The following is a 19,794-nucleotide window of genomic DNA, read 5'->3' as shown; positions in this document are numbered from 1 at the left end:
ATGAGTGAGTGATTTTTATTGTTCTCATTAAGTTTCACGGCGTCTCATTGGATCTCATGAACGTCTGCATATCAGTTCATGACTACATAGAGAGCATGATAACGGACTCTTTATGGCAGGAAAACAAGCGGCAGAGTCTCTGTCGTTTAAAACGCCAGAAATGATGACGTCAGGTGATAAGCGCAACATTGTGATTAGCGAAAATCGGGGCTTGTACATTTCTCGCGGTACAACTGGAGTAGCGTCTTTCATTTGCCGTTACAGCCGCCCTACAACTGACCATCAGATTATATGAAGTCGTGTAGAAACCTTGGTATAATGGTTAGAGATTACACATTCGATAGCTGAGGAACCGCGATGAGCAATAGCAAAAAAACGCAGGCGTATTATGTTAAGCCGTCTCGTGCCGACATCGTTCGCTCGGTAGCTACGTCAACCGCAGTTGAAACGGGTCAATCCTCTGAGAAGATCGAAGCTTCGCTTGAAGCTACGCGCAAAAAATTCGCCCATCTTCGCCTTGCCGTTTAGTCACTGCGCAACGCCGTTTTGACCCAATAGCACATTGGGTTGTAGTCCATCGACATACCTGCATGGATAGCCGAAATGTATTTGGCTTTGTTTTGCTCCCAACTTTGATAATCCAGTGGTTTGTATCCTCCCTGAACCGCCATCACATCGGCTAAAAGTCGCGATAAACGTCCGTTGCCTTCCCTGAATGGATGGATGAGTATCAACTCTACATGGGTTACAGCAATAGCCTCAATGAGTTGTTCCTTGCTCATGTCGGTACAGGGTGTATATCGGGCCAGGTACTTAGTGTCGAATTCGTGTAGTAGTTTTGGCAACTGTGCAGAGGGGGCGAACATAAAGCTACCCTTGCTGATGTTTACCGCTCTTTCTTGCCCAGCCCACTCGTAGATGTTCCCCAGCCAGCGGCGGTGCCAGTTTTTCAGCAGAGCAATGGTGAGCTGTCCTGATGGAAACTGTTCTTCAAAAACAAACCGATAGAGTTGTTCTAACAGGACAAGTTCTGCCTCATCCATCTCATCAGAATGAGTAATCCCCAGCTTGTTTGCCAGAATTTGCTCGCCAGAGTTTTTCTCATACTGTCCTTCACTACCGGAGACATGGTATCGGCTCATGGGAACATCCTGCGTTAATGAGGGAAGAAATCGTTGGAAAACCAGAAAATTATAACGCTGGACGCGTAGGACAACAATTTTTCATAATCAGCTAGTTACAAGATCTCCGGTTAAAATATAGTTTTCTATTTTAATAGAAAAAATCGTTAAAAATCAGTATTAACAGAGTAATGCATCATGGGAGATTTAAAATCTAAATTTGCTATTGAAGCCATTGGTTTGTGATGCCCATAGCCGTTCCCCCCCGCCCAATTTACGGATTAACTGACCCGAATTAATAATCTGCATCTCTCGGTACACCGCTGCATCGGGAAACATTTCGCCATGGCATGATGTTATTTCAGGTCGCAAAATTAATATCGCTGACTATTAATTCCAATTGCATTAATAATAATAGAAGCAAGAATCAAACATGCCCTTAAAATGCAACAAACGGTTCGTTTGAAATATATTTTTTAGCTACCATGATGGGTAATTCTACTAATTATGGTAGTAGAAGTGATTGCAGGGATGGGGTAATGAAATTCATCGCTATTTTAATTTTATTTCATGTAAATCAATGCGATAGGTGTATTTGGTTGCAATGTAAAATGCAAAGAAGACCTTTTAAAAGCCTTTGCCAGGATTAATCCTATAATAGCCTGAAACCCTCTAAATATGGTGGGTAATGGCCAGATAATATTGAATTGACGAAAAGCTTATGTACACTTGTTTCCTGTTTGTTAAAAATTCCAGGATAAAATAGGGCCTTATTCTGTAAGGCTATTGCGGTAGCTATACCCAAATGATAGTAACCCCTATAAAGTATCTGGAATATTCTTAACGATAGCATTCAAATCAAATTTACCTCTCATGTTGATCATTATCTAAATATCGCTACGGAAAAGCATATGAAAATGCGCGTACTGTTTTCACTTCTGTTTGTAATGGCAGTGGCGGGCTGTAAAGCGCCGCAGAAACCTGTGATTACCGACGATACCATTGTTACCAGCCAGGTGAATGGCGTCACGTTAACCCACCGACATGTTGTTGTTCCGCCTGCGGAATTTACGCCAGTGAACGAACCTTATCGCGCAATGTATCCGGCTTCTCTGATGAGCCGCCCAGACTACAGCGGAAAGGTCATCCGTACCCTTGAGACCGGTAAAACCTACACGGTACTGGGACAGGTAGAGTCCTTCTGGATGGCGCTCGCCGACGAGGGCAACGATCAACTGATCGGTTATGTGCCAATGCGGGCCGTGATTAAGGCCGACCAGTATGAGGCGACGGTACGTAAGCAAGCCATGCGACCAAAAGCGCGTAAGAAAACGACCTGCGTAGACGTAGACGGTAACAGCAAAGCCTGCAAAGACAACGCCAACGGGACCTGGATCCTGAACTAAACGGGCTTCACGAGCTTATTTTTATGAATAATAAAAATTTTCACAGGATGTGGTTGGCGTTTTTCGTGGTGCTATTCACCCTGGTTAGCGGTTGTTCATCGTCTTCACACAGCGATCCCTCCCGCTACAATCTGCAGTTTCAGGCCCATCCGCAAATCAATGATTCGGCGCCGCTCAAAGTGAGAGTGCTGCTGCTGAAATCTGATGCGGATTTCATGTCCAGCGACTTTTATTCCCTACAGAACAACGCGTCGGCCACGCTTGGCGCGAATCTGCTTAACAGCGATGTGTTCTTTCTGATGCCTGACCAGCTTTCGAAAACCCTGAGCGGACAAAGCTCGCCTGAAGCACGCTACATCGGTGTGATGGCGGAATACCAGATGCTGGATGGAAAAAAGTGGCGCGTCTCTCTCCCGTTGCCTGTCCCTGGCGAAAATCATCTTTACCAGTTCTGGAAAGGGTCCGCAGACGAACTGCAGGCCAGCGTCTTTCTTGACGTAAACGGGATCCGGGTCATCAGCCAGTAACGCGCTTCATAACAGGAATCACATCATCATGACGAAAGCAGAAAAGGTCGTCTGGACCGAAGGGATGTTTCTGCGTCCACACCATTTTCAGCGGACAGAAAGTTACCTGCTCAACCACGTGCGTGAATGGGGAGCGCTGCAACGATCGTATCTGTGGGGATTTCTCGATGTTGAACTGGACGAGGCGATGCTCCGTCAGGGATGCATTGCGCTGAGCTACGCGAGTGGGCTACTTCCCGACGGCACCTTTTTCCACCTGCGTAATGGCCGCAACGCGCCGCCGCCGCTGAAAATCCCTGACAACCTCACCAATGAAAAGGTCGTGCTGGCATTGCCGGTTCGCCGGGGTGAGCGTGAAGAAGTCATCTTTAGTGAAGAGCAGGCTTCGCTGGCGCGCTTCATGGCCTATGAGCAAGACGTTGAAGACGATAACGCGATGTCGGTAGGCGACGCCACGGTACAGTTTGGTCGGCTGCGCCTGAAGCTGATGCTGGAAAACGATCTGACGGCGGAATGGACCGCTATCGGCGTGGCGTTCGTCACTGAGAAGCGTAACGACAATCACGTGCGGCTGGATAACACCTATATTCCGCCGATGCTGAATGCCAACAACAGCCCGCAGCTTTACAGCATGATTAACGATCTCCACGGTTTACTGGTTCAGCGCAGCCAGCAGATCGGGGGACGTTTGCGCCAGCCTGGGCGTTTTAACACGTCTGAACTGATTGAATTTACGCTGCTGTCGCTGGTGAATCGCCATCTTGGCGAGGTGTCGCATTTCAAAACGCTCCCGCTGCTGCACCCGGAAACGCTCTGGCGCAGCTGGCTGCCGTTTGCCACTGAACTCGCTACCTGGACGTCGCAGCGCACCGCAGAAAGCATACTGCCCGTATACGATCATGACGATCTGGCGGGCTGCTTTAGCAAGCTGATGCTGATGCTCCGTCAGGGGCTGTCGCTGGTGATGGAAGACCATGCGATTCAGTTGCCGCTCAACGAACGCTCCCACGGCCTGAATATTGCCACCGTACCGGAAACGAGCATGGTGCGTGAGTTCGGTTTCGTGCTGGCCGTGAAAGCCAACGTGCCGGGCGAGCAGCTGCAAACCCATTTCCCTGCGCAAATGAAAGTGGCGCCCGTCTCTAAAATCCGCGATCTGGTTCAGCTTCAGTTGCCGGGCATTATGCTGCGCGCTATGCCCGTCGCGCCGCCGCAGATCCCCTGGCACGCTGGCTACAGCTACTTCGAGCTGGAAAAGGGGGGAGAGTTGTGGAACGAGATGGATAAGTCCGGCGCGTTCGCCCTGCATCTTGCGGGGGAGTTCCCTGGACTCGATATGGAGTTTTGGGCTATCCGTAGCCCGACAGAATAATAAGGCGAGCGCTTACTATGCAGGAACGACAGGATCCCGGCAGCGATGCCGCGTTTACCACAGCGAGTGGGAATAACCCGCTGGTGGCGGCCGCCAATCCGCTGCTCAATGCGATTGCGCAAATCCGTCATTCGGTTTCTCACGATGATCAATTGGCGTTGCGCCAGCGCTTAATTGACGAAATTCGCCGCTTCGAAGTGCGCTGCCAGCAGGTAGGATTGCCGTATGAAGTGATCGTCGGCGCACGCTACTGCCTGTGCACGGCGCTGGACGAAGCCGCCGCGCTCACCCCCTGGGGCAGCAGCGGCGTCTGGTCCAGCAGCGGACTGCTGGTGACCTTTCATAACGAAACCTGGGGCGGGGAGAAGTTCTTCCAGCTGTTGGCGCGTCTGTCGCAGAATCCGCGTGAACACCTCCTGTTGCTGGAGATGATCAACTACTGTCTGCTGCTCGGTTTCGAGGGGCGCTATCGGGTGCTGGATAACGGTCGTACCCAGCTTGAAACCATCAAGCAGCGGCTGTGGCAGATGATCCGTGGCGTGCGCGGTAGCTATCCGCCCGCGCTCTCTCCGCATCCGGAAGATCGTCCTGTGCTGCGCAAACTCTGGCGGCCGATGGTGCCGCTGTGGGCCTGCGTGGCGCTGGGCGGTTTTATCGCCTGCCTGTTCTATATCATTCTTAACTGGCGCCTTGGTGACAGCACCAATCCGGTGCTGGCGAAGATCTACCAGTCTCAACTGCCGGAAACCACGATTCAACATCCGGCGCCACAGCTGCCTGCGGTGCTGAACCTGCGCGGTTTCCTGAAACCTGAAATTGATGCCGGGCTGGTGGTGGTGAAGGATGAAGCGGATCGCAGCGTGGTGATTCTGAAAGGTGACGGTCTGTTCGCTTCCGCCTCCACGGTGGTGCGTGACCGCTATGAACCGGTCATCGACCGCATCGCCCAGGCGATGAATAACGTCAGCGGCAAAATTCTGGTGGTGGGGTACAGCGACAACCTGCCGATTCGCAGCGCGCGCTTCGCCTCCAACTATGAACTTTCGCTGGAACGCGCACGCTCAGTACAAAAACAATTGCAGGGAAGACTCTCGCAACCTGAACGCGTGAAAGCGGAAGGGCGAGGCGAGATCAATCCCGTCGCGCCAAACAACACGCCAGAAAACCGCGCCCGTAACCGCCGTGTGGAAATTACTCTGCTGGTGTCGCCTGAAAATACCCAGGCTGAGCTGAACGGATTGCCGCAAGGAAACTAAGGATGCTGACAACTCTTCTTTCCATTCTCACCAATCGCGTGCTGTGGAGCCTGCTCGGCGTAACGGCGCTCGCTGCGGTGATCTGGATGATTGGCCCGCTGCTCTCCATCGTGGATACCCGGCCGCTCGAATCTGAACAGAACCGCATCATCAGCATCGCGGTGGTCTACCTGATTTGGGCCCAGAGCCACATTCTGCCGCGTTTGTATAACGCCTGGCTAAACCGCAAGTTGATGGACAAGCTCAATGAGAACACCACCAGCCCGGAAGCGGCGGATCCCCAGAAACGGCTGAACAGCGAGGAGCAGGTCCTCGCAGGACGTTTCGACGAAGCGGCGCAGATGCTGAAAAAAGCCCACTTCAGCAAAGCGGGTAACCGCACCCAGTGGACCCAGCGGTTCAGTACGCAATATCTCTATCAGTTGCCGTGGTATGTGATCATCGGCGCGCCGGGTTCCGGCAAAACGACAGCGCTGGCCAATTCCGGGCTGCAATTCCCGCTGGCGGATCGCTTCGGTAAAACCGCGCTGCGGGGCATCGGCGGCACCCGTAACTGTGACTGGTGGTTTACCAACGAGGCGGTGCTGCTGGACACCGCCGGGCGTTACACCACGCAAGAGAGTGAACAGGTGCAGGATGCCAGCGAATGGCTGGAGTTCATCGCGCTGCTGCGTAAATACCGCCGCCGCCAGCCGATTAACGGCGTCATTATCACCATCAGTATTTCTGACCTGCTGACCCAGTCCGCCGAGGCGTCCCGCCAGCAGGCGGTAAACCTGCGCCAGCGTCTTTCTGAACTGCATGAGCAACTGGGTATTCGCTTCCCGGTCTATGTGATGGTGACCAAGGCCGACCTGCTCAAAGGTTTCCGCGCCTGGTTTGCTGATTACGACAAAGTGCAGCGCGATCAAATTTGGGGCTTTACGCTCCCCTGGGAGCAGACCAAACACGCCGACTTTGATCTGATGGGCAACTTCACCCGGGAGTTCTCGCTTCTGCAACAGCGTCTGGATGCGGGGCTGCCGGAAACCATGCTTAAAGAGCACGATGCGAAAACCCGCGCCGATGCGTATCTCTTCCCGCAGGAGTTCGCCGCGCTGCGGCCGCTGCTGGCGGACTACCTGAGTACGGTCTTCGCCCGTTCTAACTTTGAAACTGAGTTCTCACCGCGCGGGATCTACTTCGCCAGCGGGACTCAGGAGGGGATGCCGTTCGACCGCGTGATGGGCGAACTGAACCGCGCGCTCTCGTTACCGGAAGGCGAGGAAAGCGATAGCTGGGATTCTGTCAGCAAGGCGTCGCCGATCCCGGGCGCGAAAGGCCAGAGTTTCTTCATCAAAAACCTGCTGCAAAACGTCATTTTCCAGGAAGCGGGTATCGCCGGGGAAAACCGTTGGTGGGAACTGCGCAATCGTGCCGTTACCTGGTCTGGCTATGCGGCGATCCTCGCCCTGCTGGTTATCCTTAGCGGGCTGTGGCTCATCAGCTTTAACCGGAACAAAGCGTATCTGGAAGAGGTGGATGCAAAAGTGCCGCACCTGGAGCAGCAGAGCAAAGCGTTGCAAAACCAGCCACAGCGCGATCTGTTTGCCCTCCTGCCACTGCTCAACGATCTGGTGGAACTACCAAAAAGCAACGCATTTGACGTCAACGATCCTCCGGTGACTCGCCGTATGGGGCTTTATCGCGGTGATGACGTCAGCGACGCTTCGCAGTCTCTGTATCAGAAAGCGCTGGATCAGATGCTGTTGCCTGCCGTGGCGATGCACATCACCACCTGGCTACGTAACGATAACGGCAGCGATGTGGAATACAGCTACGAGGCGCTGAAGGCGTATCAGATGCTCTATCAGCCGAAGCATTACGACGGCAAGTTTTTGCACTCGTGGGTGATGCTGAATTTACAACGCAATCTGCCGCAAAACGTCACGCAGGCGCAGCTTCAGCAGCTCGAATGGCATCTGACGCAACTGCTGGAGCCGCAAATTCAGTCTTCGCCGTATGCCCAGGACGAGACGCTGGTGGCGCGCGAGCGGGCACTGATCAACCAGCAGCCGCTCTCCACCCGTGTCTATGGTCGCCTGAAACGTCTGCTTGAGCATGATGAAAATCTGCAGCCGGTTTCGCTGACGGATCTGGGCGGCCCGCAAAGCGAACTGGTCTTTTCACGTAAAAGCGGCAAACCGGTGAGTGAAGGCGTGCCGGGCCTATACACCCCGGACGGCTACTGGAAAAGCTTTAACGGTCAGATTGACAACGTGACCACCGCTCTACACGAAGATGACGTTTGGGTGCTGGGCGCGACGTCATCGCAGGAAGACAAACCGCAGATCGATAACGCCGTACGCCAGCTCTACATGCGTGACTTTATCGCGAACTGGGATCGCTTCCTTGCTGATATTCAGCTCAACAACAGCGCCGATCTTTCTCAACGCATCAATACGGCGCGCCTGCTCTCCAGCGCTAACTCGCCGCTGCGCCGTCTGGTTCAGAATCTGAGCCAGGTGCTGGATCTGTCGCACAATGCGCCTGCGCCCGAGGATGCCGGGAAAGCCCAGGAGCAGGGCAACCGGGCCACCCGCACGCTGGAAGCGCTGTTTAGCAACAATGACGCAGCGCCGACACAGAGCGCGGTCATGACGCAAACCCCTGAACAGCGGGTTACCGAGCATTATGCGCCGATGATTGAGCTTGCGCAGCCGCTGGAGAAGGGCGGTAAAACGCTCGTCTTTGATGATTTTCTCAAGCAGGTTGATGAGCTTTACCGCTACCTGACGGCCGTCCAGGACGCCGCTAACAGCGGCATGCCGGCACCGGGCGGCGAAGCGATTAGCCGTCTGCAGGCCAGCGCGGGTCGTCTGCCTGGCGGACTGCAAACCATGTTCAGCAATATGGCAGTGGGTGCCAGCAGTGACACCCAACGCCGTGACCTGGAAAATGTCCGCAAGCGGATTAACGTTGAAGTCGGCGGTTTCTGTCGCCAGGCGATTGCCGGTCGTTACCCGCTGGTTCGCAGTGCCGGCACAGAGGTCACGCCTGACGATCTCGCCCGCATGTTCGCGCCGGGCACCGGGCTGATGGACACCTTTTTTCGCGACAATCTGACCAACAAGGTGGATACCACTCAGGCGAACTGGCGCTTTATGCCGGGCATCGATGGCAAAACCCTGCCGGGGAGTGAAGGGTTGCTGCGCCCGTTCCAGCAGGCGCAGTCAATCCGGGACGCGTTTTTCGCCAACGGTGCAACCACGCCCTCTTTCAAGGTGACGGTGCGCACTGTGCGGATGGACAACACCATTCTGAACCTGACCCTGGACGTGGACGGGCAGCAATTGCGCTACAGCCATGGACCCCAGGCGGTGCAGATAATGAACTGGCCGGGACCGGGCGGCACAAATCAGGTGCGTATGCAGTTAGGGCTGGCGAATGGCAGCACGGCCACACTGGTGACTAACGGTGCCTGGGCGCTGAACCGCTTTTTCGATAAAGCGCGCACCAGCCCCGGCGCGGGCAGCCTGAGCCGTCAGGCTACCTTCAGCGTGGACGGTCATCAGGTCACGCTGGAGTTTGCGCCAAACAGCATTCGTAATCCGTTCCAGCTTCCCCGTTTCTCATGCCCATAACCGCAAGGACAGCCGTATGACGAATCCCCCTGCGATGAACCTCTACAGCTGGTATGGCAAATTACCCAGCGCAGGCGACTTTCTGCAGCGTCGTTTTCCTGACGCGTTACAACGCCAGTGGTCCCACTGGTTTCAGGTCGGCCTGCTGGCCTGGCAACAGGAAGAGCAGCGCAGCGGCGAGCGCCAGTTCGCCAAAGCCCCGGTATGGAATTTTGTCGTGCCGCCGATGCTGGGTAGCCAGATGATCCAGATGGGCTGCCTGCTGCCAGCACGAGACAGCGTAGGGCGGCAGTATCCGGTCTGCGCCCAGCTTAGCTTTACGCCTGCTGAGTGGTCGCCGCGTCTGTTGGGGCAGGCCGAAAGCTGGTATCAGCAGCTTGGCCGGGTGGTATTACACGCGGTGCGCAACGGTTACTCCGCCGCGCAACTGGAGGAGGCGTTGATGATGATTCCGCCGCCGCAACCCGTTGAGCCGCAGATGCGCTCCGACATCCTGGATGTGATCGGTTATGCCGAAGACGACCCGATAACCCTGGGGTGGCCGCAGGCGGCAGAGTGCTTCGACCCGCAGCGTCAGGCCAGCTTCTGGTGGACCAACCGCTGCGATGGTTACCCGCTTTACACCCACGTTCACAGCGGAAACTTTACCGGGCAGCTTTTTACGCTGCTGTTCGATCCGGCAGGCGGTGCCCGGCCAGGTCGTCACGGCCTCTATCCGCCGATGTTTGAATAAGCAGGGACTCCATGAATATTGATGAAATTCTCGCGCCGATTAGCCACGAAAACCCCTGCGGCGAAAATCTTGAGTACGACGCTGACTTCCAGGCCATGGGGCAGGCAAGCCAGGGCAAAGCCGAACAGCAGTTCGGCGACACCATTATTCCAGCGGAACCTGCCGACTGGAATACGGTGGAAAAGCTCGCCACCCGCCTGTTGGGGCGTACCAAAGATCTGCGCGTCATGCTGGCGTTAACCCATGCCTGGACACGGCGTCGGGGGCTATCGGGATACGCAGATGGGCTGTTGCTGGTAGAGCAGGCGCTTTCCCGCTACTGGGAACCGCTGTACCCACGGCTGGAAGAGTATGGCGAAACCGATCCGTTCTACCGTATTAACGCCCTCGCGGGGCTGGGCGATAAATCCGATCTCACTTTCGCGCTGCGTAATGCCTCGCTGTTGCGCTCAAACGGCGACGAGATTTCGCTGCGCGATGCCCAGGCGCTGCTCGATGGCAGCAAAACCGAATGCCCGGATTATCCCGGTGGCCGTCCAAGGCTGATTGATGAACTGGCCCGCGGTGGCCAGCCCGGCACCGAGGCGGTTTTCTTGATTAACGAACGGCTACTGGCGATCCGCGATCGGCTGGTCGGGCACCTCGGGGAGAGCGGCGTACCGGAAATGGAACAACTGCTGAAAACCGTTGGGTTGGTGGCCAGCGCCTGTCAGATGACCGATATCAGCACGTTGTTGCCGGGCGCTGAGGCGTCGGTTGAACAAAGCGCAACGCCGCCGACCGCCGCAGTTGCGCCCGTTCAGCAGGTCACGGACTGGCGCAGCGTGCAGGTCACCAGTCGCGCCGACGCGCAGCTGATGCTGGAGAAAGCGAAGCAGTATTTTGCGCAGTATGAACCGAGTCACCCCGCGCCGTTGATGATTGAACGGGTGCAGCGGCTGTCTGAACTCAACTTTATGGACATTATTCGCGACCTGGCGCCGGACGGCGTAAATCAACTGGAAAACATTTTTGGACGCCGCGAATGACGCGTCCAGGCATTATGACGACAGGCACGACGTCTGCCGTTTCACCTTCACCGCGCATCTTTGACGGAGAACATCATGGCATTGAGTAACAGTGGGCAGAAATTCATCGCACGTAACCGTGCCCCCCGCGTGCAGATCGAGTACGACGTAGAGATCTACGGTGCAGAACGTAAAATTCAGCTGCCGTTTGTGATGGGCGTAATGGCCGATCTGGTGGGCAAACCGGTTGAAAGCCTGCCGGCGGTTGACGAGCGTAAATTCCTTGAAATCGACATCGATAACTTCGACGAACGTATGAAAGCGCTGAAGCCGCGCGTCGCGTTCCACGTGGACAACACGCTGACCGGCGAAGGTAAGCTCAACGTCGATCTGACCTTCGACAGCATGGATGACTTCCTGCCGGATGCGGTGGCCCGCAAAGTTGAACCGTTGAACAAGCTGCTGGAAGCGCGTACTCAGCTCTCCAACCTGCTGACCTATATGGACGGCAAAAACGGTGCGGAAGAGCTGATCGCTAAAATTCTGCAGGATCCGACGCTGCTCAAATCCCTGAGCCAGTTGCCGAAAAATGACGATAGCGCGAAAGGTAGCGAGGAATAATCGATGAGCAACCAGACTCAACAACAAGAGCTGCAGGCAGATCAGGCGTTCAGCCAGGACGAATTCAGCGCGCTGCTGAACAAAGAGTTTCGCCCCAAGACCGATCAGGCGCGTTCGGCGGTGGAAAGCGCGGTAAAAACGCTGGCGCAGCAGGCGCTGGAAAATACCGTCACCTTCTCAAACGACACCTACCGCACCATTCAAAATCTGATTGCCGGTATTGATGAGCAGCTCTCGCAGCAGGTGAATCAGATTATTCACCATGACGAGTTTCAGAAACTGGAAAGCGCCTGGCGTGGCCTGAGCTATCTGGTCAACAACACTGAAACCGACGAGATGCTGAAGATCCGCTTTATGAGCATCTCCAAACAGGAACTGGGCCGTACCCTGAAACGTTACAAGGGTGTGGGCTGGGACCAGAGCCCGATCTTCAAGAAAATCTACGAACAAGAGTACGGGCAGTTTGGCGGCGAGCCGTTTGGCTGCATCGTCGGTGACTACTATTTCGACCATAGCCCGCAGGATGTTGAGCTGCTGGGGGAAATGGCGCGCATCGGTTCTGCGGCACACTGTCCGTTCATTACCGGTACTGCACCCGGCGTGATGCAGATGGAGTCCTGGCAGGAGCTGGCCAACCCGCGCGATCTGACCAAAATCTTCCAGAACACCGAATATGCCGCCTGGCGTTCGCTGCGTGAATCGGAAGATGCCCGCTATCTGGGGCTGGTGATGCCGCGTTTTCTGTCTCGTCTGCCGTATGGCATTCGGACTAACCCGGTCGACAGCTTTGATTTTGAAGAGCAAACCGATGGCGCTAACCACAACAATTATTCCTGGGCGAACGCCGCCTACGCGATGGCCGCCAACATCAACCGCTCGTTCAAAGAGTACGGCTGGTGCACCTCGATTCGCGGCGTGGAGTCCGGCGGAGCAGTCGAAAATCTGCCGTGTCATACCTTCCCAAGCGATGATGGCGGCGTGGACATGAAATGTCCGACCGAAATTGCCATCAGTGACCGTCGTGAAGCTGAGCTGGCGAAAAACGGTTTTATGCCGCTTATTCATCGCAAAAACTCCGACTTTGCGGCGTTCATCGGCGCGCAGTCGCTGCAAAAACCGACGGAGTACCACGATCCGGATGCCACTGCCAATGCCCGTCTGGCGTCACGTCTGCCCTACCTGTTCGCCTGCTGCCGTTTCGCGCACTACCTGAAGTGTATCGTGCGCGACAAAATCGGCTCCTTCCGCGAGCGCGAAGAGATGGAACGCTGGCTGAATGACTGGGTGATGAACTACGTGGACGGTGACCCGGCCAACTCCTCCCAGGAAACCAAGTCCCGTAAACCGCTGGCAGCGGCCGAAGTGCAGGTGCAGGAAATCGAAGACAACCCGGGCTACTACGCCGCGAAGTTCTTCCTGCGCCCACATTATCAGCTGGAAGGCCTGACCGTTTCGCTGCGTCTGGTTTCTAAACTGCCGTCGCTGAAGACGCAGGACGCGTAATGAAGATTACCGGCTCTACGGGGCCGGTAATCTATCTGGTAGATATTACCGCCAGTAAATAAGGACATACGATGAAAAGTAATATTTTAATCGCAGCCAGTTTGCTGGCCGCCTCTACTCTGGCGATTGCTGATAGCGAAACCTATTCTTATCCGCGTGCTGATGCGCTACCTCAGGATGACACGTCTAATTTTCTCCGTGATCCCGCTTTATTAACCGGTTTTGATTTGAACCTGAGTGCTGAACGTTTTGCGAAAGCATGGCTTTCAAAAACTAACGAGCGTGAACGTATTAAGGCTGACATGTATCTTCTGGGTGTGGTTGATGCATCAGAGGGCATTGCGTGGTGCAAGGGTAAGCCATTTCTTCCCAATACTCTCCATGAATATCTTTATGCTCGTTTTGCCAGCCTGTCGAAGCAGGAGGGAGAACAACGTGCTTCTAAAGTTATCACTGACGGTATGAAAGAGTTGCGGCCCTGCAAACGGGAGAATAATAAATGAGACCATTATATGAGCAGTTGAAACGCCAGCATTACTCTGCAAACCAGACCCGTGCTGGATTTACATCCGCAGAACAACTTTTTTCAGAAATTGGCTACGATTACTCAACGATAATTAAACAGCAACCCGCTTACGAAAATACATGTGCAGTCCGGATGAGTCTGGCATTATTGAAATGCAATATCGATTTTACGGGGCGCTTACCTGTAAAGTCAGGTCCGTATAAAGGCAAGGCAATTGAGGCTGGTGCAAAATTGCTGGCTGATCAGTTGTATAAGTCACATGTGTTTGGAAAAGCTGAAATTTATACTGACCGTCAGGCGGGCGCGCGATCTATGCTTGGAAGAAAGGGCGTCGTTTTCTTCAATAAGATTGACGGTTACGGTGGTGGACATATCGATCTTATAGAGCCTCTAAGTAGTAATTCGTTTATTTGTAACTCCGATTGCTTTCCTTATTGTAAGGAAATATGGTTCTGGGAATTGGCATGATTCCCGATGTTATTTTTAAATGGAGTTGTCTGTTTCTGGTTTTTATAAGTTTTGTGGCTAATGGCGGCAATAACAATCTATTATCTTGCTGAAAAAATGAAGTCAAGACTTTGACGTGCACCAGCATTTCAGTGAGAAACGAAGACCAAAAATAATTAGAATTAGAAAAGCGATTTTCCCAAAAAGAAGACCAGCAGACATTGCAGTAAATGTCTCAAGTGTAATGACATACCATGCTGACTGAAAAATATCGATAACAGTGAAAATCCCAATAATGAAAAACACGACTGTTAATATTAATGAGGCAATCTTTTTCATTCACTAATTCTTTCTTGTTAAAACGTAATTGAAATTATTCTAGATGATGCAAAGGTTGGTTGTCTAGCACTTAGTCACCGTCATGAATGGCTGGGTATCATTTAGGGTGGTTGCAATCGCTGCCACTCTGGATATTCTGATCGAATATGATTTCGTCAGATTAGAGGCAGAGGTAAAATATGGACGGTTTTATTCAGCCCCATGCTTTCCTGTTTGCCATATAAGTGCTTTTTCGAAAGCAATAATGTTAATCCACGAAGAGTAGATATTATGGCTATTGATATGTTTCTGAAGGTCGAGGGTGTTACGGGCGAATCTAAAGATTCTAACCACACTGGCTGGACTGATATTACCTCCTTCTCCTGGGGCGCGTCCCAGCCGGGAAATATGAGTGTCGGCGGCGGTGGTGGTGCAGGTAAAGTTAATTTTAACGATCTGCACGTCAATGCACTTATCGACAAATCTACCACCGCCGTTTTGAAACACTGCGCGAGCGGTAAGCACCTGAGCAAAGTTGAACTGTCTGTCTGTAAAGCGGGCGGCCAGCAGGTTGAATACACCCGTATCACGCTGGAAGATGTGCTGGTGACTGCGGTTCAGTACACCGGCGCAGACAACGGCGATACCGTTGGCGTGACCTATGCATTCCAGGCTGCGAAAGTGAAACAGCAGTACTGGGAGCAGACCACTGCGGGTGGTAAAGGTGCTGAAAGCAGCGCTGGCTGGAATATCAAAGAGAACAAAGAAGCATAATTTCGCATGTGGCCGGGGAGTAATCCCCGGTCATTTAAATCGTTACCAGAAATTAAATTATTCAAATTATAGGAGGTCTGATGACTGGGCAGTCAAGAGTTGCACCGGGTTACTGTGTGGTTCAACAGCCTGGTACCTTAGATTTTCAGGCTCGTTTATTGTTCAATAATAGCAATAGTGACGCTGCACGATATTTCATGCAGATTAACAAGGATACACCTTGGTTAAAACCAGGCCAGTTACTCATCGTTGCTGATCCCGACAACCAAAATCAGTCCCTGCAACTGAATCACCTCGCTGTAGCTAAGCAAAAAGTTAATACATCATTAGCTTCTGCTAGTCCAACTGTTGCCGACTATCTTAGCGCGAATTACGAAAACATTGCTGCGTTAACTTCATTAGGGGATAAATTAGCTGGTAATGTAGGTGATTTTGGTGAAAAATATTTCAAACAAATAGAAAGCATTCTGATTAAGATTGAAAAGACTTACCAAAATCAGTTTATTACGCAAGGTTCCCTCATCGGCCAGCAGTTTTACGCGGAAAGAAATGCTTTATTTTCGCAGCTAAAGCCCTTACTCAATAAGATAAGTAAGTTAACTCTTAATATTCAGGCTTATGAAAGTATAAAAAAAGCATTAGGGCTTTCTAGTCGCTCCATTGTTCATGAGTGGAGTACGGTTGGTGTTGGTGGAATACCAGGGTATTCGGATTACATAATGCGGTCAGCACGTGCCGCAAGCATTATGAAGGCAGGAGGCTGGATCTCTTTAGGTTTCGCCTTTTTAAATACTTCTAATGAAGTCTATAATGCGTGTACAACAGGTCGTGAAAATGAATGTGGCAAGGTTGCTGTGACTGAATACAGCAAGTTTGGTGGTGGTACACTCGGTGCAGCCGGAGGTGCATGGGCCGCGTCGTTGGGTACAGGAGCGCTTTGTGGTGCAATGGGAATACCTACCTTAGGTACTGGTGCTCTCGTATGTGGAATTGTTGTAGGGCTTGGCGCTACTTCTGCGGGGGCATGGATAGGTACAGAAGGAGGGGCTCAATTAGGTGAAGAGATCAGCAACTTGATATTTTCAGGGGATGAGTGAATGTTTGAATATTTACGTTTAATCTTGCTTTCTTTTGTTTTTTTGGGATTGCTTATTTCTTTGTTTTTTTACTTTTATTTTTATCGTAAATATTCTGCAGAGCTATCAAAATCATTTCATTTTTTGAGTGATAGGCAATGCTTAGATGTAAATGATTATCTATTTTATGAGCAACTTGGCCTGCCCGGCTTTGCGCATCGAGTGTTATTAATGAAAAAGATTCTGTCCGGCAAAGCCACCACAACAAAAGGTAAAATAATTCTTTCTCCGGAGGTAAGTCAGTTAATAGCATCGACTTACAATTTTTCATGGATAAAAACGTTTTACAAAATGACAATTTTTGTAGCATTTTTAATGCTGCTATTGCTTTTAATGGTTGCCACAGGAAAATAAAGGCATGCCATGCTTAAGCTTAACAAATGTAACGTTATTGGCTCTTGTGATTTTGTTTGCCGCTCTTGTTATCATGGACTTCTACAGTTCTTGTTATTTTAGAAAGCACGAAAATGATTATAAATTACTTCTTTCAGAATATCGGCAAAGAGGCTACGATCTCGATCTGATGACAAATTATGCATCATTTTTTGGTTCGCTGGCGAATTATCAAAAAATAATCTGGTTTGTTCGTCTTCGCAAAGGCGTGAAGATGAAGTTTTCCAAAGACAGAAATGTACAGGTTGAAGCCTATCAATTCGTTCAGTCTTTACCGGAAGAGAGAATCAGCTGGATATTGAAACTGCATCGACGCTATAAAGCTCAGGCCTTACTTTTTACATTATGGCTCCTTACCGGCATTATTTTTCTAAATATAGTCAAATAGCTTAAATCAGCTATTAACCCCCAAACGCCGCCGTTCTCACCCTGAGAGCGGCAGCGTTTGAGCGCTAATCATACCAGCAGGAATACGCCATGCGATTCACGATTATTTCGACAAAACCCGGTCATCAGCCGCCGCAGAGCCGCTGTGATTTTTACGCCCCGGGGGGCACCATTGGTCGCGGTACGGATAACAATCTGGTGCTGCCGGACAATGATCGCACCATCTCGCGTCTGCAGGCCATCGTCCATGTGGATGCGCAGGGCGAATGCCGCATGACCAATCGCGGCAGCGTCACCCGCGTGGTGCTGAACGATATTCCGCTGGAGCGGGGCCGTCAGGTTGAGCTTCAGGATGGCGATATTCTCGGTATTGATGATTATCGTATCGAAGTGGCCGATCTTATTCAGGATACCCAGCCGATTAGTCGGATGGCCGCGAGTATCGCTTCCCGTCCAACGGTGACGCCTGTTTCAGCGGCAGAACCGAAGCCGGTCAGTGCGTCGCAACGTGTTGACGCGGCGCCAACCGCCGTACCGACGGAAATCTGGGATAGCCTGATGCAGGAGTTTTCCATCTCCGACAGCATCTCCAGCGGCCGCGCGAAACCGCAACCTGCCGCATCTCACGATCCGTTCTCACAGCCCAGCGAGCCGGGGCGCAATGCCGACGATCCGCTGGCGCTGTTCAGTGACAGCAATCCACAGCTTGAGCGCAAAAACGTCAATACCGATGCGCTGTTTAGCGATGAAGCGCTGTTTAAAACTGAGAGCATCTTTAACGACGTCACGCCAACCACGCTGGTGGCGCCAGAAGACAACAAGCCGACATTGCCAAAAGAAGAGGCGTTGGATGAACTCGATCCGCTGGCGCTTTTTGGCGGCTCAGCCAGCGCACCCGCCGCGCGCAATGACGATCCGCTCGGGCTAATGGGCGGCGCGCCGTTAACGCACCCAGACGAAATTATTACTGAGCAGCCCGTCATGGAGCAGGAAGATAACGCGCTTGCGGATTCACCGCTGTTTGCGCCAGACGTGCAGGAGGAACCGCGCGCTGAAGAGGAGGCGTTAGGGCGTCAGGATTACGCCGGGTTCACAATGCCGACGCCGCAGGCCGTCGCACGCAGCAACGCCCAGCCGCCAAAAGGACGGTTGCGTATCGACCCGGTAAAAAACGCCGCGTCACCGTCGGCCATCGCCCATAACACCGGGAAGGGCGACGTCCTGCAGGGCGAATTACTGGACGCGTTGCTTGAAGGCATGGGGCTGAGCGAAATGCAGCCGGTGCCGCAGTTCGACCGTGAAAATATGCGCCAGCTTGGCCAAATCCTGGGCATGTTCTCGCAGGGGACGGTGGCGCTGCTCTCATCGCGTTCCATTCTTAAGCGCGGCGTGAAAGCGGATATGACGATGGTGCTCGACGATGCGAACAACCCTTTCAAGCTGCTGCCTTCCGGTAAAACGGTACTGATCCAGATGTTCGGTACCCCGATGCCGGGCTTTATGCCGCCGACAAAATCGGTGCGTGACGCGCTCATCGATTTGCAGGCGCATCAATTGGGGATGATCTCCGGTATTCGCGCCATCATCGCTGCCATGTTGCAATCCTTTAACCCGGAGCAGCTTGAAGAGCAGGCAAAACAGAATGGCGTGAGCTCCCGCCTGGCGCTGCCGGGCAGTCGCAAAGCCGCGCTGTGGGACTATTTTGTTCGCAGTTATGGCGAGACGGCCGGTGAAATTGAAGATGACTTCCACACCCTGTTTGGCGAAGCCTTCCTTCATGCTTATGACATGGAGGTGAATCAATACAAAGACTCACAGAGTGGATCGGAAGAAAAATGAAGATCGCAACGGCTTCTCTCTCCCGCCAGGGAACGCGCGCCAGCAACCAGGATCAGACGGGAGAAACCATTGGGGAACGTTCAGCCTGCTTTGTCGTCTGTGACGGCATCGCCGGGCTGCCCGGCGGCGAGATGGCCGCTGAGCTTGCCCGTAACAGCATTATCTCCCGCTTTGATGGCGACAAACATCTTAACGCCCAGCATATCCGTGACTACGTACAGACGGCGAACCGCACCATTCTCAGTGAACAGCAGGCCGTGCAGGATTATCACCGGATGGGCACGACGCTGGTCAGCCTGTTTATCGACAGAGATTATCGTCTGGCTTACTGGGCGCACGCCGGGGACAGCCGCCTGTACCTGTTTCGCCGTGGCTGGCTGTGGCAGGTGACGACCGATCACAGCCTGATTCAGCAGATGAAAGACGCCGGTCATCAGACGGAAAACCTGAACAGTAATCTGCTTTATCTGGCGCTGGGTATTGAGAACGGCGGTCCGGAAGCCAGCTACAGCGACGTGGTGCCGGTTGAAGACGGCGATGCCTTTTTGCTTTGCACCGATGGCTTCTGGCATGGCGTCAGCGAAGAACAAATGCAGCAGTCGCTGCATATGGTTAATACGCCGCAGGAGTGGCTGACATTAATGCAGCAAATTATTCAAAAAAACGGCGAACAGGAGGGCAATGCACAGGATAACTACACCGCGATTGCGGTGTGGATGGGAAGTCCTCAGGACACCACCTTGCTGCATACGCTCTCTGACGCAACTCAATTTCTTCCCTGCGGAACTGATTAGACATACAAGGA

19 protein-coding genes are annotated in these 19,794 nt (G+C 52.9%); 18 read left to right on the top strand and 1 reads right to left on the bottom strand.

Going from position 1 to position 19,794, the window contains the following annotated elements; translation table 11 throughout:
- Positions 1 to 357 precede the first annotated feature (357 nt).
- Positions 358 to 528, top strand: coding sequence for a hypothetical protein (locus AC07UY_RS12510; protein ID WP_192613263.1), 171 nt, complete (start codon positions 358 to 360; stop codon positions 526 to 528).
- On the opposite strand, the gene AC07UY_RS12505 is transcribed toward AC07UY_RS12510, so the two are convergent.
- Positions 525 to 1,142 carry a Fic/DOC family protein gene (locus tag AC07UY_RS12505; RefSeq protein WP_494660812.1) on the bottom strand — a complete coding sequence of 206 codons (618 nt, stop codon included), beginning with the start codon at positions 1,140 to 1,142 and terminating at the stop codon, positions 525 to 527. The two genes, AC07UY_RS12510 and AC07UY_RS12505, sit on opposite strands and share 4 nt — an antisense overlap.
- A gap of 890 nt (positions 1,143 to 2,032) precedes the next feature.
- Here AC07UY_RS12505 and AC07UY_RS12500 point away from each other — a divergent pair.
- From AC07UY_RS12500 to AC07UY_RS12420, 17 genes are all read left to right on the top strand, one after another.
- Positions 2,033 to 2,527, top strand: a complete 495-nt coding sequence (locus tag AC07UY_RS12500) for an SH3 domain-containing protein (RefSeq protein WP_494660813.1) — start codon at positions 2,033 to 2,035, stop codon at positions 2,525 to 2,527.
- Between the two features lie 23 nt (positions 2,528 to 2,550).
- The gene (tssJ, locus tag AC07UY_RS12495) at positions 2,551 to 3,054 is read left to right on the top strand and encodes a type VI secretion system lipoprotein TssJ (RefSeq protein ID WP_203360202.1); all 504 of its coding nucleotides are present in this window, start codon (positions 2,551 to 2,553) and stop codon (positions 3,052 to 3,054) included.
- A gap of 28 nt (positions 3,055 to 3,082) precedes the next feature.
- The gene (gene tssK, locus AC07UY_RS12490) at positions 3,083 to 4,426 is read left to right on the top strand and encodes a type VI secretion system baseplate subunit TssK (RefSeq protein WP_203360203.1); all 1,344 of its coding nucleotides are present in this window, start codon (positions 3,083 to 3,085) and stop codon (positions 4,424 to 4,426) included.
- Positions 4,427 to 4,443: 17 nt separating this feature from the next.
- The gene (locus tag AC07UY_RS12485; protein WP_494660814.1) at positions 4,444 to 5,682 is read left to right on the top strand and encodes a DotU family type VI secretion system protein; all 1,239 of its coding nucleotides are present in this window, start codon (positions 4,444 to 4,446) and stop codon (positions 5,680 to 5,682) included.
- Positions 5,683 to 5,684: 2 nt separating this feature from the next.
- The gene (gene tssM / locus AC07UY_RS12480) at positions 5,685 to 9,305 is read left to right on the top strand and encodes a type VI secretion system membrane subunit TssM (RefSeq protein WP_494660815.1); all 3,621 of its coding nucleotides are present in this window, start codon (positions 5,685 to 5,687) and stop codon (positions 9,303 to 9,305) included.
- A gap of 16 nt (positions 9,306 to 9,321) precedes the next feature.
- Positions 9,322 to 10,038 (top strand): type VI secretion system-associated protein TagF, encoded by a 717-nt coding sequence (gene tagF, locus AC07UY_RS12475; RefSeq protein WP_203360206.1) that lies wholly within the window; start codon positions 9,322 to 9,324, stop codon positions 10,036 to 10,038.
- 11 nt (positions 10,039 to 10,049) lie between these two features.
- Positions 10,050 to 11,066 carry a type VI secretion system protein TssA gene (tssA, locus tag AC07UY_RS12470; RefSeq protein ID WP_494660816.1) on the top strand — a complete coding sequence of 339 codons (1,017 nt, stop codon included), beginning with the start codon at positions 10,050 to 10,052 and terminating at the stop codon, positions 11,064 to 11,066.
- A gap of 75 nt (positions 11,067 to 11,141) precedes the next feature.
- Positions 11,142 to 11,666: a type VI secretion system contractile sheath small subunit gene (tssB, locus tag AC07UY_RS12465; protein WP_494660817.1), complete on the top strand. Its 525-nt coding sequence runs from the start codon at positions 11,142 to 11,144 to the stop codon at positions 11,664 to 11,666.
- A gap of 3 nt (positions 11,667 to 11,669) precedes the next feature.
- Positions 11,670 to 13,169, top strand: coding sequence for a type VI secretion system contractile sheath large subunit (tssC, locus tag AC07UY_RS12460; RefSeq protein ID WP_494701247.1), 1,500 nt, complete (start codon positions 11,670 to 11,672; stop codon positions 13,167 to 13,169).
- A gap of 71 nt (positions 13,170 to 13,240) precedes the next feature.
- Positions 13,241 to 13,672 carry a Rap1a/Tai family immunity protein gene (locus tag AC07UY_RS12455; protein WP_203360210.1) on the top strand — a complete coding sequence of 144 codons (432 nt, stop codon included), beginning with the start codon at positions 13,241 to 13,243 and terminating at the stop codon, positions 13,670 to 13,672.
- Positions 13,669 to 14,163, top strand: a complete 495-nt coding sequence (locus AC07UY_RS12450) for a T6SS effector amidase Tae4 family protein (protein WP_494660819.1) — start codon at positions 13,669 to 13,671, stop codon at positions 14,161 to 14,163. Before AC07UY_RS12455 ends, AC07UY_RS12450 begins: the two co-directional genes overlap by 4 nt.
- Before the next feature lie 588 nt (positions 14,164 to 14,751).
- Entirely contained in the window at positions 14,752 to 15,234 is a 483-nt protein-coding gene (locus tag AC07UY_RS12445) for an Hcp family type VI secretion system effector (RefSeq protein WP_203360212.1), read from the top strand.
- 80 nt (positions 15,235 to 15,314) lie between these two features.
- Complete coding sequence (locus AC07UY_RS12440; RefSeq protein WP_494660820.1) at positions 15,315 to 16,331, top strand: hypothetical protein; 1,017 nt, start codon at positions 15,315 to 15,317, stop codon at positions 16,329 to 16,331.
- Positions 16,332 to 16,724 carry a hypothetical protein gene (locus AC07UY_RS12435; RefSeq protein ID WP_301699653.1) on the top strand — a complete coding sequence of 131 codons (393 nt, stop codon included), beginning with the start codon at positions 16,332 to 16,334 and terminating at the stop codon, positions 16,722 to 16,724.
- Between the two features lie 4 nt (positions 16,725 to 16,728).
- A complete protein-coding gene (locus AC07UY_RS12430; RefSeq protein WP_203360215.1) occupies positions 16,729 to 17,151 on the top strand; it encodes a hypothetical protein in 423 nt (140 codons plus the stop codon).
- A gap of 89 nt (positions 17,152 to 17,240) precedes the next feature.
- Positions 17,241 to 18,989, top strand: coding sequence for a type VI secretion system-associated FHA domain protein TagH (gene tagH / locus AC07UY_RS12425; RefSeq protein ID WP_494701248.1), 1,749 nt, complete (start codon positions 17,241 to 17,243; stop codon positions 18,987 to 18,989).
- Complete coding sequence (locus AC07UY_RS12420; protein WP_203360217.1) at positions 18,986 to 19,783, top strand: PP2C family protein-serine/threonine phosphatase; 798 nt, start codon at positions 18,986 to 18,988, stop codon at positions 19,781 to 19,783. The genes tagH and AC07UY_RS12420 overlap by 4 nt, the downstream gene beginning before the upstream one ends.
- Positions 19,784 to 19,794: the final 11 nt, after the last annotated feature.

Source organism: Citrobacter sp. GW821-FHT02E08 (assembly GCF_059421685.1).
This window is presented reverse-complemented; position numbering and strand designations above follow the sequence as displayed.